The 13,676-nt window shown below is 63.2% G+C and carries 14 protein-coding genes; 9 read left to right on the top strand and 5 right to left on the bottom strand.

Translation table 11 applies throughout. The features are described 5' to 3' along the window. Positions 1-134 precede the first annotated feature (134 nt). The 3 genes from ASS64_RS14600 to ASS64_RS14590 are packed head-to-tail and all read left to right on the top strand — an operon-like array spanning position 135 to position 5,201. On the top strand, positions 135-2,504 hold the full coding sequence (locus tag ASS64_RS14600) for an EAL domain-containing protein (RefSeq protein ID WP_067696042.1): 2,370 nt from the start codon (positions 135-137) through the stop codon (positions 2,502-2,504). Between the two features lie 42 nt (positions 2,505-2,546). After that, on the top strand, positions 2,547-3,896 hold the full coding sequence (gene gltX / locus ASS64_RS14595; RefSeq protein WP_067696040.1) for a glutamate--tRNA ligase: 1,350 nt from the start codon (positions 2,547-2,549) through the stop codon (positions 3,894-3,896). 12 nt (positions 3,897-3,908) lie between these two features. After that, positions 3,909-5,201: an NADH:flavin oxidoreductase/NADH oxidase family protein gene (locus ASS64_RS14590; RefSeq protein WP_067696037.1), complete on the top strand. Its 1,293-nt coding sequence runs from the start codon at positions 3,909-3,911 to the stop codon at positions 5,199-5,201. Here ASS64_RS14590 and pyk read toward each other — a convergent pair. Continuing rightward, on the bottom strand, positions 5,198-6,664 hold the full coding sequence (gene pyk, locus ASS64_RS14585) for a pyruvate kinase (RefSeq protein ID WP_067696034.1): 1,467 nt from the start codon (positions 6,662-6,664) through the stop codon (positions 5,198-5,200). The two genes, ASS64_RS14590 and pyk, sit on opposite strands and share 4 nt — an antisense overlap. 50 nt (positions 6,665-6,714) lie before the next feature. Here pyk and ASS64_RS14580 point away from each other — a divergent pair, with 50 nt between their 5' ends. Next, complete coding sequence (locus ASS64_RS14580) at positions 6,715-7,035, top strand: DUF1244 domain-containing protein (RefSeq protein WP_067696240.1); 321 nt, start codon at positions 6,715-6,717, stop codon at positions 7,033-7,035. 101 nt (positions 7,036-7,136) lie between these two features. Further along, on the top strand, positions 7,137-7,373 hold the full coding sequence (locus ASS64_RS14575) for a DUF2312 domain-containing protein (RefSeq protein ID WP_067696031.1): 237 nt from the start codon (positions 7,137-7,139) through the stop codon (positions 7,371-7,373). A gap of 3 nt (positions 7,374-7,376) precedes the next feature. Here ASS64_RS14575 and ASS64_RS14570 read toward each other — a convergent pair whose 3' ends face one another. Beyond that, positions 7,377-8,003 carry a hypothetical protein gene (locus tag ASS64_RS14570; protein WP_067696028.1) on the bottom strand — a complete coding sequence of 209 codons (627 nt, stop codon included), beginning with the start codon at positions 8,001-8,003 and terminating at the stop codon, positions 7,377-7,379. A 34-nt stretch (positions 8,004-8,037) separates the two neighbouring features. Here ASS64_RS14570 and ASS64_RS14565 point away from each other — a divergent pair, with 34 nt between their 5' ends. Then, positions 8,038-8,385: a heavy metal-binding domain-containing protein gene (locus tag ASS64_RS14565; protein WP_198147729.1), complete on the top strand. Its 348-nt coding sequence runs from the start codon at positions 8,038-8,040 to the stop codon at positions 8,383-8,385. 1 nt (position 8,386) lies between these two features. On the opposite strand, the gene ASS64_RS14560 is transcribed toward ASS64_RS14565, so the two are convergent. Then, a complete protein-coding gene (locus ASS64_RS14560) occupies positions 8,387-9,136 on the bottom strand; it encodes a type II CAAX prenyl endopeptidase Rce1 family protein (RefSeq protein ID WP_067696023.1) in 750 nt (249 codons plus the stop codon). A 69-nt stretch (positions 9,137-9,205) separates the two neighbouring features. Here ASS64_RS14560 and ASS64_RS14555 point away from each other — a divergent pair, with 69 nt between their 5' ends. Both ASS64_RS14555 and ruvC read left to right on the top strand, forming a co-directional pair. Further along, entirely contained in the window at positions 9,206-9,952 is a 747-nt protein-coding gene (locus ASS64_RS14555) for a YebC/PmpR family DNA-binding transcriptional regulator (protein ID WP_067696020.1), read from the top strand. A gap of 117 nt (positions 9,953-10,069) precedes the next feature. Next, entirely contained in the window at positions 10,070-10,546 is a 477-nt protein-coding gene (gene ruvC / locus ASS64_RS14550) for a crossover junction endodeoxyribonuclease RuvC (RefSeq protein ID WP_067696016.1), read from the top strand. Positions 10,547-10,607: 61 nt separating this feature from the next. Here the strand turns inward: ruvC and ASS64_RS16510 are convergent, their stop codons facing one another. Both ASS64_RS16510 and ASS64_RS16885 read right to left on the bottom strand, forming a co-directional pair. After that, positions 10,608-10,718 (bottom strand): enoyl-CoA hydratase, encoded by a 111-nt coding sequence (locus ASS64_RS16510; RefSeq protein WP_083508397.1) that lies wholly within the window; start codon positions 10,716-10,718, stop codon positions 10,608-10,610. A 59-nt stretch (positions 10,719-10,777) separates the two neighbouring features. Beyond that, positions 10,778-10,888, bottom strand: coding sequence for an enoyl-CoA hydratase (locus tag ASS64_RS16885; RefSeq protein ID WP_198147728.1), 111 nt, complete (start codon positions 10,886-10,888; stop codon positions 10,778-10,780). A gap of 316 nt (positions 10,889-11,204) precedes the next feature. On the opposite strand from ASS64_RS16885, the gene ASS64_RS14545 reads away from it, so the two are divergent. Continuing rightward, positions 11,205-13,562: a TonB-dependent receptor gene (locus ASS64_RS14545; RefSeq protein ID WP_067696013.1), complete on the top strand. Its 2,358-nt coding sequence runs from the start codon at positions 11,205-11,207 to the stop codon at positions 13,560-13,562. Positions 13,563-13,676 lie beyond the last annotated feature (114 nt).

The following is a 13,676-nucleotide window of genomic DNA, read 5'->3' as shown; positions in this document are numbered from 1 at the left end:
GCCTTTTTGCCTTCAAACGCCTATATCGGCATGAATACTGAGACGCCGTATGTTGCTTGACGGTAAGTGAGATGGGCTGCACGGTGTGTGGTAAGTGGCCACGTCGGTGGTGAGGGCCACAACCGGGGGAATTCGTGGCCGCAGCAGAGCCCGACACCGAAGTGCGCGACGCGGGAGGTGAATGTGCCGAGAGGCATTCGCTGGAATATCTCCTGCTGACTCGCCGGTTGGCGGACGTGGACATCGGGATGCGGTTGTCCCTACTGCCGTCGCTCGGTTCGATCGCTGCCCTAAACTACATGTTTTTTGATCGGGCGCAGCTCGTCATCCTTCTGGGGTGGACGGCTGCGATGGCTGCTCTGATCGCGCTTGTCGCAGTCATGGGTCTGCGTTTCGACCAGGAGAACGCTTCTCTCGGCGAGCTGAAACGCTACTGGCGCCGGTTCACAGTGCTGCAATGGATCGGATCGTGCATCTGGGCCGTCATTTTCCCCTATCTCGCATCGGTAGCATCCGGTTTCGATGCGGTTGCGCTCGCGGTAATCGCCTTCTCCGTTCTCGGCGGCGTGCTGTTGGTTCACCGGACCGCTCCCGAGGCGGCAGTCTTCCATATCGCCGCTATGACCGTCTCGATCGCCGCGGCGACTTGGATCCAGACCGACGGCACCGGTTGGCCCGCATTCATCCTGCTGGCGTTTTTCGTCGTCGCCTTTCTGGGGACCACCCGCGAGCAGCAGAGACAGATCGTCGCGGCGGCGGAGGCGGAATTCAATCTCCGTGAAGCGTCGAGCACGGTGCGAATGCTGCTCAACGATTATGAGGAACATTCGTCCGACTGGCTGTGGACGGTTGGCCCGCATGGCCACCTGCGTGAAGTCTCTGCCCGCTTCGCCGCGGCTGCCGGGGCTGCAAGGGAAGACCTCGAGGGCAAGTTCCTCATCGATCTGTTCGCGCCCGGCGACGATCGCGATCAGCTTGAGGTCCATTTGGCTGAACACAGCCAGTTCCGCGACCTCATTCTCAAGCTCAACGTCGAGGGCGAGCTGCGCTACTGGAAACTCTCGGCGCGACCGCGCGGAAACGGATGGTTGGGCGGCGTCGCACGCGATGTGACCGGCGACCGGCTGATCGAGGAACGCGTCGCCTTCATGGCGCATTACGACAACCTCACCGGCCTCGCCAATCGTTACCTGTTCAACGAACGGCTGCGTGCCGCCCTCGCGCATAGCTCCCGTGCGCGCAGCGCGGTGCTGTTCTATATCGATCTCGACGACTTCAAGGGGGTCAACGACACGCGCGGCCATCTCGTGGGCGACCGGCTCTTGCGCGAAGTCGGCACGCGCCTCGAACGCGAGGTGCGCGGACACGACCTGGTCGCGCGGCTCGGCGGCGACGAATTCGCGGTCCTGCTCGAGACGCGGTCGGGCGCAGGCATGCTGATCGAACGCGCCCATCGTTTCCTCGCCGCGATCCGCGAACCGTTCGAAATCGACGGCCAGGTCTATCGTATTTCGGGAAGCATCGGCATCGCCCGCTGCGCCGATGACAAGTGCGAGGCGGAAGAGTTGATGCGCCGCGCGGATATCGCCTTGTTTGCCGCGAAGGACAAAGGGCGCGACACCTTGGCCATTTACGATGAGGCCCTCGACCGGGTGGCGCGCGAGCGCCGCGAAATCGAGAGCGACCTGCGCGAAGTGATCGCGCGCGGGCAACTCAACCTTCATTACCAGCCCGTTATCGATCTCGATTCCGGCAAGGTTGCGGGATACGAGGCCTTGCTGCGCTGGTATCACCCGCAGCGCGGCATCGTGACTCCGACCGACTTTCTCTATGTGGCGGAAGAAACCGGCATGATCGTGCCGATCGGCGAGTGGTCGATCCGCCAGGCGCTAGCCGAGACCGCGCAATGGGATGGCGATTTTCGCATCGCGATCAACCTGTCGCCGACCCAGGTGCGCAGCCCGCATCTGGCCGATGTGGTCGCCCAGGCCATCCATGCGCAGGGCATGGATCCTGCGCGGGTCGAATTCGAGATTACCGAACATGTACTGATGCAGGAAAGTGGTATCTGCGCCGCCAATCTGGAGAAGCTGCGTGAACTCGGATCGAAGATCGCGCTCGACGATTTCGGGATCGGCTACTCCTCGCTCAGCTACCTGCGCCGCTTCCCTTTCGACCGGATCAAGATCGACCGGGCCTTCGTGGAAGGGATAGAAGCGTCGGCCGATAATCGGGCGATCGTGACCAGCATTACCCGGCTCGCCAAGGCGCTGGGGATGGCGACAACCGCCGAAGGTGTCGAATCGCGAACGCAACTCGACCTGCTGCGCAAGCTGGGTTGCGACGAAGCGCAAGGCTATCTGATCTGCGAGCCTGTGCCCGGAGACAGTTTCGCATCCGCCGATGCGGTCGAAGCGGCGATGAATAGCGAGGCGAGCGGCATCCTCGAATACCGCCAGATGCGCGAATCCGCCCTGAAACGCCGCACCAAGCGCGCCGGCTGAGACCTCTCGCCAAGTGCGCGACCCTCGGCTATCCGCGCGCACATGACCATCGTCACGCGCTTCGCACCTTCGCCCACCGGCAGGCTTCACGTCGGCAACATCCGCACCGCGCTGCACAATTGGATGCTCGCACGAAAAAGTGACGGTCGCTTCCTGCTCCGGATCGACGATACCGACGCAGAACGCAGCCGCGAGGATTATGTCGACGCGATCCGTGCCGACCTCGCATGGCTGGGTATCGAACCGAATGGCGAGGAGCGCCAGTCGAACCGGCTGGCCAAGTACGACGCCGCTTTCGAGGGGCTGCGCAACGCAGGTCGGGTCTATCCCTGTTACGAGACGCAGCAGGAACTCGAACTCAAGCGCAAAATCCGCCTCGGGCGCGGCCTTCCGCCGATCTACGATCGCGGCGCGCTGGATCTGAGCGAGCAAGACCAGGCCGCAAAGGAAGCGGAAGGCATTGCCCCGCATTGGCGCTTCAAGCTCGATCATGACGAGCAGATCGCCTGGCAGGACGGCGTGCGCGGGCCGCAGAGATTCGATCCCGCGCAATTGTCGGACCCGGTCATCCGCCGTGCCGACGGCAGCTGGCTCTATATGTTGCCCAGCGCGGTTGACGATCTCGATATGGGCGTGACCGACGTCCTCCGCGGTGAAGATCACGTCTCCAACACAGCCGTTCAGATCCAGATGTTTACCGCACTTATTGCTGCGCAATACCCAGCGCAGCAAACGCCGCGTTTTGCGCATGAAGCGCTGTTGGTCGGTAAGGAAGGCAAGCTGTCCAAACGCCTCGGTTCGCTCGGCTGCGATGCCTTTCGCGAACGCGGTATCGAACCCGCCGCGATCGTCGCGCTGCTCGCGCGGCTGGGCACTTCGCTACCGGTAGAGCCGATTGCCGATCGCGCGGCGCTGATCGACAGTTTCGACCTGTCGACCTTCGGTCGTGCGCCCGCGAAATTCGACGAAGCCGAACTCGAACGCGTCAACACGGCACTGGTGCACGAGATGGAGTTCGCCGAGGTGGCCGACCGGCTGCCCGAGGGGATCGACGAGGCGGGCTGGCATGCGATCCGGCCAAATCTCTCGCATGTTTGCGAAGCCGCCGAATGGTGGCGACTGGTCACCGGCCCGATCGAGCAGCGCGAGTTTTCCGAGGAAGATCGCGCCTATTTGGCCGAAGCCGCCAAACTGCTCGAATGGGGCGATGATCCGTGGCGCGCGCTCACGGCGAGGTTGAAGGAGGCGACGGGGCGCAAGGGCAAACCGTTGTTCCTGCCGTTGCGACAGGCTTTGACGGGTATGGACCACGGTCCGGACATGAGCGAGCTGCTCCCGCTGATCGGCGAAGAGCGTGCGCGTAGCCGGCTGGAGAGTCCCGCGCGGGGATAGGGAGGACAATTGATGACAGTAACGCTCGCTTCGGACCTGCAATCGCCATGCGGAGCCGTGCTCCCCAACCGGCTTGCAAAAGCCGCGATGACCGAAGGGCTGGCTACCCCGGACGGCAGGCCCACTCCGGCGCTCGAACGGCTCTACGGCATCTGGTCAGATGGCGGCGCCGGACTGCTGCTGTCGGGCAACATCATCATCGACAAGGATCATCTCGAGCGGCCCGGCAATGTCGTCATCGAGTCCGAGCCCGATGCCGATATGAAGGCGCGCCTCGCCCGGTGGGCCAAAGCCGCCACGCGTAATGGCAACCATTTCTGGGCACAGATCAGCCATGGCGGGCGGCAGACGCAGAAACTCGTCAATCCGCACCCGAAATCGTCCTCGGACGTTCAACTCGCTCTTCCTGGTGGACAGTTCGCCAAGCCGACGCCTCTGACGAAGGACGAGATCGCCGCCCTCGTGAAACGCTGGGCCGTGGCCGCGAAGGCCTGCATGGATGCCGGCTTCACCGGCGTGCAGGTGCATGGCGCGCATGGCTATCTGGTGTCGCAATTCCTTTCGCCGCGGGTGAACCTTCGCACCGACGAATACGGCGGGAGCCTCGAAAACCGCGCGCGCTTTCTGCTCGAGATCGTGACGGCGGTGCGCGAAGCGGTCGGGCCGGATTTTCCGGTTTCGGTCAAACTCAACAGCGCCGACTTCCAAAAAGGGGGCTTCGACTTCGGCGACAGCCTACAGGTGGTCCAATGGCTCGAGGCGGCCACGGTCGATTTGATCGAGATTTCCGGCGGCACCTATGAACAGCCCAAGCTGATGGGCGTCGAGGGTGTGGAAGCCGAGGAGCCCCAGAATGTCGCCCCTTCGACTGCCGCTCGCGAAGCCTATTTCGTCGATTTCGCCCGGGCGATGCAGGCGGAGGTTTCGGTGCCGCTGATGGTTACCGGCGGCTTCCGCACTCGCGCCGCGATGGAGCAGGCGCTGCAAAGCGGCGCGGCGGATGTCATCGGTCTGGGGCGCCCGCTTTGCGTCGACACTGACGCGCCGAAGGCGTTGCTGGACGGCAAGCAGGGGCTGGCTCGCTACGAAGACGATCTCGACCTGCTCCCTTCCTGGCTCGGCTTTCTGAGACGCTTTCAGATCGTGAAAGCGGTCAGCGGTTTCGCCGGGATTTACTGGTTCTATCAGCAGATCTGGCTTCTCGGCCACGAAGGGCGGACCGACCGCGGCTTTCCTGTCTTCAAGGCTTTCCGCCTCGTCGATGCACGCAACAAGCGCATCATGAAGGAACGCCGCGCGCTCTAACTGCGGTGCTTTTTCAGCTCGTCGCCGCTCACGGTGACGACGTGGAGCAGGTTGGTCGAGCCGGGGGTGCCGAAAGGAACGCCCGCAAGCGCGATCATCTTGCTGCCCGCCTGACCGAAACCGTGGCGCAGGGCCATGCGCTTGCCCTTGGCGATCATTTCCTCGAAGCTGCCGATGTCCTTGGTCGCAACTGCATGCGCGCCCCATAACAGCCCCAGGCGGCGGGCGGTTTTCATGCTCGGGGTAAGCACCAGCATAGGCACGCTCGGCCGCTCTCGCGCCACGCGGCGCGCAGTCGAACCCGATCCGGTAAAGACCGTGATCGCACTGACCGGAACGGTATCGGCCACTGTCATGCAGGCATGGGCCAGCGCATCGGCGGTCGTCGCATCGGGCGGCGTGTCGAGCAGGCGAACGCGCTCGAGATAGGCTTCGTCGCGTTCGACCTGATGCGCGATACGGTGCATGATCGTGACAGCTTCTTCCGGCCAGTCGCCGGCCGCGGTTTCCGCCGAAAGCATCACTGCATCCGCACCGTCATAGACTGCGTTGGCGACGTCGGAGACCTCGGCGCGGGTCGGGGCGGGGCTCTCGATCATGCTTTCGAGCATCTGGGTTGCCACGATTACCGGCTTGCCCTTGAGGCGGGTGGCATTGACGATCTTTTTCTGCAGGGGCGGGACTTCCTGCGGTTCGAGTTCGACACCCAGATCGCCGCGCGCGACCATTATGCCGTCCGATGCGTCGATGATTTCGTCGAGCCGGCGGACCGCCATCGGCTTTTCGATCTTGGCGCACAGCGCACCGTGGCCGCCCATCATCTTGCGCGCCTCGGCAAGATCCTCTGGACGCTGGACGAAGCTCAGGCCGATCCAGTCCACTCCCTGGCCGACGGCGAAGGCGAGGTCCTTGCGGTCCTTCTCGGTCAGCGCGGGGATCGGTACTTCGGCATCGGGCACGTTGACGCCCTTGCGGTCCGAGATCACCCCGCCGACCTCGGCCGAGCAGTGGATCTTCTCGTCGTCGGCGCTGATCACCTTGAGGCGGATTTTTCCGTCGTTGATCAGCAGGCGCTGGCCCTTCTCGAGCAGGCCGAACAGTTCGGGGTGCGGCAGCTCGACGCGCGTTTCGTCACCGGGTTCGGGATTTCGGTCGAGCGTGAAGTGCCCCGAATGACGGATCACCGCCTGCCCGTCCTTGAACTTGCCGACACGCAGCTTGGGTCCCTGCAGATCGGCGAGGATCGCGATCGGGCGCATGAACTTTCTTTCCATCGCCCGGATCGCTGCGATCGTCTGCGCGTGATCACCATGTTCACCATGGCTCATGTTGACGCGGAAAGCGTCGACACCGGCCTTGAACAGGCGGCCCAGCATTTCGGGCGAGCGGCTGGCGGGGCCGACGGTCGCGAGGATCTTGACCTTGCGGCCGCGCGGGTCGAGCTTCGGTGCGGGTTCTGCCATGGGGATTCGCCTATGGCACCGCCATGCGACAAAGCAAGGACGATGAAACGATGACTACGAATGCGGGAGACCCGCTCGACCAACTCGACGATGCCGTAGCGGCACAGGCTTTCCGGCGGCTGGTACGGCACTTGCGACACCGCCACGATGCCCAGAATATCGATCTCATGGGACTTGCCGGCTTCTGCCGCAATTGCCTGGCGGACTGGATCCGCGAGGCCGGCTTCGAGGGCGACAAGGATGCAGCGCGCGAACTCATCCATGGAATGCCGATGGAGGAATGGAAAACGACCCGCCAGAGCCCAGCGACCGAGGAGCAGATCGCGGCGATGGAAGCCAGCCTTACGCGCAACAAGGCGGATTTGCGTTAGCGCAAATTATCGACAAGGGCGGTTTCGCGCGGGAGCGGGCGGCGCTATCGCACGTGCCTCTCGCCCGAGGGCGATTCTCACATCACCGGAGTTAAGACGAAATGGCCGAAGCCACCGACGACCGCCTGCGCCTGCTGATCGAGCGCATCGAACGCCTCGAGGAAGAGAAGAAGGGCATCGCCGACGACATCCGCGACGTCTATGCCGAGGGCAAGGCGGTCGGTTACGATACAAAACTGATGCGGCAGCTTATCAAGCTTCGCAAGATGGACATTAATGATCGCAGGGAAATGGAAACACTGCTCGAAACCTATAAGGCGGCAATCGGTATGGAGTGAGGATCATCGATCGAGGTCGTCGGTCATCGCCGCTTGATAGTGAGCCCAAGCGGTTGGGTCATTTTCATTGAGGAGGCGAAGAACTTCGCCAATTCCTTCGACTTCGTCGCGGAAGGCCAGCGTGACCCGTTCCATTGCGATGATGAGGCTTTCGAAGCACCAAGCAAACGCGACTTCGCTGTCGGCGAGGTCGCGTTCCTCGATCTCCATGTCTGACGATCGCTTGGGATGCGTGATGCGATTTCTAATCTGAGTTGCGTTGCTCAACCTCGACCATCCGGCATCAGTCAGCTCGAGCACCGGTTCATGGCAAATCCGTCTTGCCAGTCTGGCAAGGAATCTAATAGCGGCGGCCGTCGGGATGAACTTTCTCTGGATTGTGATCTTTCCATTTTGCCCGATCGAGATCGATTGTTCGCTCAGAGCTGACGCTTCGTCTTCTGTCAGCTTGTCCATCTCCCGAGCTACCCCTGCGATATGCTGACGGGCTAGCCAAACCAGCCCTTCAATTGCGGCGAATTGCGCTCTAATTAGTTCGCGCCTTGCAGTCTGAGTATCCTCTTTCTGCAGACGGCTCTTTGCCTCTGCAACATCGGCAATGAGTATGGCGATGAGTTCCTTGAGATCCACAAGATATCTGTAAATCGCGGAAAGGAAAAAATAAATGCCCAGCCCCTGGAAAGACGCCCGCGGGATCATCGTGACGACCACGCCGACCATCGAGGGCCGGCCGATCCAGGATTATCTCGGTATCGTCACCGGCGAAGTGATCGTCGGGGCGAACCTGTTCCGCGATCTCTTCGCCAATATCCGCGATATCGTCGGCGGGCGCTCGGGCAGCTACGAGCGCGTCCTTGCCGAAGCACGCGAGCAGGCGATCCAGGAACTGCAGGCCGAATGCGGCGCGCGAGGTGGCAATGCCGTCGTCGGCGTGGATCTCGATTACGAGGTGATCGGGGAAACCGGCTCGATGCTCATGGTTTCGGCCAGCGGCACGGCCGTAAAGGTCTGAGCTAGGCCGCGCCGCCCGCCAGCAGAACCAGCGAAATGAACGCGCCATTGTGGAGCAGGTGCAGCAGGATGCTTGCCCACAATCCATAGTGCACTCGCAGATAGCCGAGCATGGTGCCGATCGCGAATTGCGGCAGTACGAGCGGAAGCGCCATCGCCATTTCGTCGGCCGGGAAGTTGAACAGGTGAATACTCGCAAAGCCCAGCGTGCTGAGCCAGAACAGGGCGGGGAACACAGCTGCGAACCAGCCCATTCTCCCGCGCTTGCGCAGCGCGAACACGGCCGCCAATCCGATCAGCATTCCGCCGACAACGGCCAGGGCCGCGCCGTGGAGCGCACCGGGATCGGTCGATCCGCCACCGAGCGCCACGGCCATCGCCACGGCGCCAAGGATGACGAGAACCGCGAGCACATGGCCCGGCCGGCCCGAAAGCCAGCCGCGAAAGGCGATCTCTTCCGCCAGCGGGGCGAAGACAATCACGGCGAAGATAATGCCGGGACCGATCTCCACGCCTGCCAGCGCGGTTTCGGGCACGTCGATACCGATGGCCATGACCGCGCTGGCGATCGCCAGCAGCACGCCCATCACGGCCAGGTCGAGCAGCAGCAGGCGCAGGACGGCCACAAGGCTCGCCAGCCCTGGCGCGTTCGCCCGCTCGGGCAAGGCGGGTTGCTTGAGGAATGCGGCGAAATTCGCCCATTCGCCGCGCGTCGAATTCGCGCGCGCAAGGCTTGTCGTTCCCACGGTCATGCGGCTAAGGCGACCCCCAAGATTCTCTGATGAGAAGACGTCCAACCATACCAGCTACAAAGCGAACCCATGGCCGGCCATTCCAAGTTCAAGAACATCATGCATCGCAAGGGCGCGCAGGACAAGAAGCGCTCTAACCTGTTTTCCAAGCTGTCGCGCGAAATCACCGTGGCGGCCAAGATGGGCATGCCCGATCCGGATATGAATCCGCGCCTGCGCCTGGCGGTCAACAACGCCAAGTCGCAGTCGATGCCCAAGGACAATATCCAGCGCGCGATCGACAAGGCGACCAGCGGCGATGACGAGAATTACGAAGAGGTCCGTTACGAAGGCTACGGCCCGGGCGGTAGCGCGATCATCGTCGAGGCGCTGACCGATAACCGCAACCGCACCGCCACCGCCGTGCGCACCGCCTTTTCGAAGAACGGCGGCAATCTCGGCACCGAAGGTTCGGTTGCCCACGGTTTCGAGCGACTGGGCTTCATCTTCTACCCGGCCGATGCGGGCGACGAGGAAAAGGTTCTCGAAGCCGCGATGGAGGCCGGCGCGGACGATATCTCGTCCTCCGAAGACGGCCACGAGATCTGGACCGCGGCGGAAGACCTGCACCAAGTCGCCGGCGACCTCGAAAAGGCGCTGGGCGAAGCGGAGACGGTCAAGCTCGCATGGAAACCCAACCTCACTGTAGAGATGGACGAGAAGGGCGCTGGAACTCTGCTCAAGCTGATCGACGCGCTCGAGGAAGACGACGACGTCCAGACCGTCTGGGGCAATTACGACATCTCGGATGAGGTGATGGAGAAGCTGGACAACTGACCTGGCGCGACTGGGCCTTGGCACTCGTGCTGGGCGGCGCCTTCCTGTTGGCGATCGCCTGGCGTCTGGGCTGGCTGATCGGCCTGCCGGGCTGATCTCTCACAAGGTATCCTGCGCATGACCGTGATCCTCGGCCTTGATCCCTCGCTCAGCTGCACCGGCTGGGGCGTGATCCGGGCAGAGGGCGCGCGCCTGACGCATGTCGCCAACGGGCAGGTGCCGACCGAAACGAAGGCACCGATTGCCCAGCGGCTGGCGGCGCTGCAGATGGCGCTGGCGGAGGTGATTGAGACCCACCGGCCGACCCGCGCGGCCGCCGAGGAGGTCTTCGTCAACAAGAACCCGCAATCGACGCTCAAGCTGGCGCAGGCGCGGGGTGCGGTGCTGGCGGCATGCGGCGCGGCGGGCCTTGGCGTTAACGAGCATGCAGCGCGGCTGGTCAAGAAGGCGGTTGTCGGTACGGGCGGAGCGGACAAGCAACAGGTACAGGCCATGCTCAAGGTCCTGCTGCCGGGGGCGAAGATTGCCGGGACCGATGCGGCCGATGCGCTAGCCGTGGCGATCGCCGATGCGCATCTTGTGCCTAGGGCCTAGCGCGCAGGATCAGGCGACGCTGGATTGGTCCTGGCGGGACAGTTTTCATTCTTCTTCGAGATCAGGCGAACACCGCCGGGCTGGCGGGAACGATGGCCGTGGCGAAGAGCACTGCTGAGACGGCGATCGAGAAGGCTGCGGCGAAGAGGGGCTGGTTGTCGGTGGCGAACATCGTGATGGTCCTTGTCTGGTGGGCGACCCGTAATGCGGCGCCCAGGCTGGTTTTGGCGATCAGGCGAAGACGGCGGGGCTGGCCGGGATGATGGCCGAGGCGAACAGCGCAGCCGAAATGGCGATCGAGAAAGCGGCGGCGAACAGGCTCTGGTTGGTCGTGGTGATCATGGTGCATTTCCTTCCGTTGTATCTCTCGGCAAGTCCGTCTTGCCGGTTGCCGGAAGGATTGCAGGAGCTGTGCCAAAACCGGGAAAGCGCAGAAAACAGGGCTTTTGCCGCCGTGGGCGCATGCTGCGCAGGATGGGAATTCCGCAGGGTTGGGAAATTTTCCCAACTGGTGGGATCGGCCTTTCTGACATTGCGGTCAGGCGCGGCGTTGCCGATTGCCCGTTACTCCGGACTGTAAGATCACTGCCGCCACCCTGTCATGGGCCGACCGTAGAGGGCGGGACGTTCCGTCCCCTCCCGTCATCCAGAGGCTCCCATGAAAAGCACCGTCCTCCGCAGCGCTCTCCTCGCTTCCGTCGCCGCAATGCCCGTGCCCCTGCTGGCGCAGGAAGGACCGGGAGCCGAGGAGACGGTTTCCGGCAATACGATCATCGTCACCGCGCAGAAGATCGAACAGCGAGCGCTAGACGTGCCGATCACCATTTCTGCCGTGACCGACGAACGGATCGAAGACTTGGGCGTATCGGACCTGGACGAGCTGTCGAACTATGTGCCCGGCCTCAATATCCAGGAACAGAGCGCCAACAATCCCGGCATCGTGATCCGTGGGATCACCTCGGACAGCGGCTCCTCGCAGCAGGGTCCGCGTGTCACGCTCTATTACAATGGTGTCGACATCTCGCGCTCGCGCGGTTCGTACCAGGCGATCTACGATCTCGACCGTGTCGAGGTCATCAAGGGGCCGCAAGCGACCCTCTTCGGCACCGCTTCGGCGGTCGGCGCGATCAGCCTCGTCTCCGCGCGTCCCCGCGATGGCTTCTCGGCCGAGCTGACCGGCGGTTACGGCAATTTCGACCAGGCCCTGCTGGGCGGCCATCTCAATGTGGGCAATGACGTCATCGCCGGCCGTGTCGCCTTCGAATGGCGCACGCGCGACGGCTATGTCGAAAACCTCAACCCGGCGCAGGAAGAAGAGCTCTATTCGCAGGACCAGTTCGGTATCCGCGCATCGCTGCGTTACACACCGACGCCCGATCTCACGATCGACCTGATCGGCACTTACGACCAGCAGCGCAATGGCGGCACACCCTTCATTTCCGGCACCTTCCCGGCATTCGCGGGGGCTCCCGGTGGCGCGGCCAATGCCTTCGAGGATGCCAATCTGGGCGGCAACCCGGCAGGCGCGGCGGCACTGGGCGATGACCAGCTCGGCCTTGACCGCGAGGTCTACGACCTCAACCTGACGGCCGAATGGCAGTTCGCCGACGACTGGACCTTCACCACGGTCAATGGATATCGCAAGTTCGACAGCGCCGAGGTGTTCGATGCCGATGGGACTGCGGCCCCTTTCCTCGAATTCACCGAAATCGCCGAGGGCGATCAATTCAGCCACGAAGGACGCTTCACCTATAGCGGCTCGCAGTTACGCGCCAGCTTCGGCTGGAACGCTTTCGTCGAGGATGGCATCCAGAACGTGCCCTTCGCGACCGAGGAGGGCACTTATCTCCAGTGCCTCACCACGCTGTTCGGCGCGCCGCTGATCCCGGGCATTCCTTGCGTCGCGCCGGACGGCAGTGTTCCAGCCTCGCAGGTCACCGCACTGGCCACGGCAGGTGCGGCAACCGCGATCCCCTATGCTTCGGTGTTCGAGAACCAGGGCCGCAACGAAGCCTATTCGGTTTTTGCCGACGCGACCTGGATCGCAACCGACCGGCTCGAGCTGACCGCGGGCGTGCGCGTCCTGTTCGAGAACCGCGAGTCCGGCTTCATCGCGTCGATCCCGAACGCGGTACTCAGCGGTGCGCCGCTGATCCCGGGTCAGGTGGATACGGGTGGACGGACCTTTACCGCAGAAGAGGATTTCGATGCGGTACTGCCGCGTTTCAACGCGCTCTATCGCATTACCGACGATGTGAATGTCTTTGCGACGGTCTCGAAGGGCCGCCGCGCCCCGGTGGTGCAGCTTGGAGCAACCCGCGATGGTGCGGGAAATCCCGTCCCCGACCTCGATATCATCGCTGAGGAGACCGTGTGGAACTACGAAGGCGGCGTGAAGATCGCCACCGGTACGGTCTCGGCCTCGCTCGGCATCTACTACCAGGTCTATGACGACTTCCAGGTCTCGATCGCCCAGCTCGACGCTAACGGCAACCCTACCGGCGCCTTCGAAACCGCGAGCGCCGGCAGCGCGAGCAATCTGGGTGTCGAGGCGGAGATCGCGCTCGACGCGACCGACTGGCTGCAGCTGTTCGGCAATGTCGGCTTCATCGACGGGGGGATCGACGAAGACGGCGCATTTTCGCCGGCATTTTCGGGTGCGCGTTTCCGCTTGCAGCCAGAGTGGCAGGCGTCGGGTGGTTTCACCGTGGATTACCCACTGGGCGGCGGCGTCAGGTTCTTCGCCACGCCGAGCATCACGCATCGCAGCCGCATTTTCTTCGAAGTGCCCAACAATCCGCTGATCTCGCAAGGACCGGTGACGCTGGTCAATGCGCGGGCGGGCTTTTCCTTCGCCGATGACCGCTATGAAATCGCAGGCTTCATCCGCAACGCCTTGGACGAAGACTATCTGCTCGATGCCGGCAATACGGGCGGTGCCTTCGGTATCCCGACCTTTATCTCGGCCGAGCCGCGGTTCTTCGGTGTCCAACTGACGGCCCGCTTCGGCGACTGACCGGCCGATCTGTTCCAGCCAGCACAAGGGCCGTCGGAGTTCCCGCTCCGGCGGCCCTGACCAAGGAGACGACGCAAGCTCTGTTCAAACGGCCCATCGACCGGTAGCCGTGCG

It is taken from the genome of Erythrobacter sp. AP23, assembly GCF_001542855.1.
GTDB lineage: Bacteria > Pseudomonadota > Alphaproteobacteria > Sphingomonadales > Sphingomonadaceae > Qipengyuania.
This window is presented reverse-complemented; position numbering and strand designations above follow the sequence as displayed.

Bases quoted from the DNA above. Each gene is read 5' to 3' on its own strand.
- gltX (WP_067696040.1), top strand. From the start codon at position 2,547: ATGACCATCGTCACGCGCTTCGCACCTTCGCCCACCGGCAGGCTTCAC.
- ASS64_RS14590 (WP_067696037.1), top strand. From the start codon at position 3,909: ATGACAGTAACGCTCGCTTCGGACCTGCAATCGCCATGCGGAGCCGTG.
- pyk (WP_067696034.1), bottom strand. From the start codon at position 6,664: ATGGCAGAACCCGCACCGAAGCTCGACCCGCGCGGCCGCAAGGTCAAG.
- ASS64_RS14580 (WP_067696240.1), top strand. From the start codon at position 6,715: ATGACTACGAATGCGGGAGACCCGCTCGACCAACTCGACGATGCCGTA.
- ASS64_RS14575 (WP_067696031.1), top strand. From the start codon at position 7,137: ATGGCCGAAGCCACCGACGACCGCCTGCGCCTGCTGATCGAGCGCATC.
- ASS64_RS14565 (WP_198147729.1), top strand. From the start codon at position 8,038: ATGCCCAGCCCCTGGAAAGACGCCCGCGGGATCATCGTGACGACCACG.
- ASS64_RS14560 (WP_067696023.1), bottom strand. From the start codon at position 9,136: ATGACCGTGGGAACGACAAGCCTTGCGCGCGCGAATTCGACGCGCGGC.
- ASS64_RS14555 (WP_067696020.1), top strand. From the start codon at position 9,206: ATGGCCGGCCATTCCAAGTTCAAGAACATCATGCATCGCAAGGGCGCG.
- ruvC (WP_067696016.1), top strand. From the start codon at position 10,070: ATGACCGTGATCCTCGGCCTTGATCCCTCGCTCAGCTGCACCGGCTGG.
- ASS64_RS16510 (WP_083508397.1), bottom strand. From the start codon at position 10,718: ATGTTCGCCACCGACAACCAGCCCCTCTTCGCCGCAGCCTTCTCGATC.
- ASS64_RS16885 (WP_198147728.1), bottom strand. From the start codon at position 10,888: ATGATCACCACGACCAACCAGAGCCTGTTCGCCGCCGCTTTCTCGATC.
- ASS64_RS14545 (WP_067696013.1), top strand. From the start codon at position 11,205: ATGAAAAGCACCGTCCTCCGCAGCGCTCTCCTCGCTTCCGTCGCCGCA.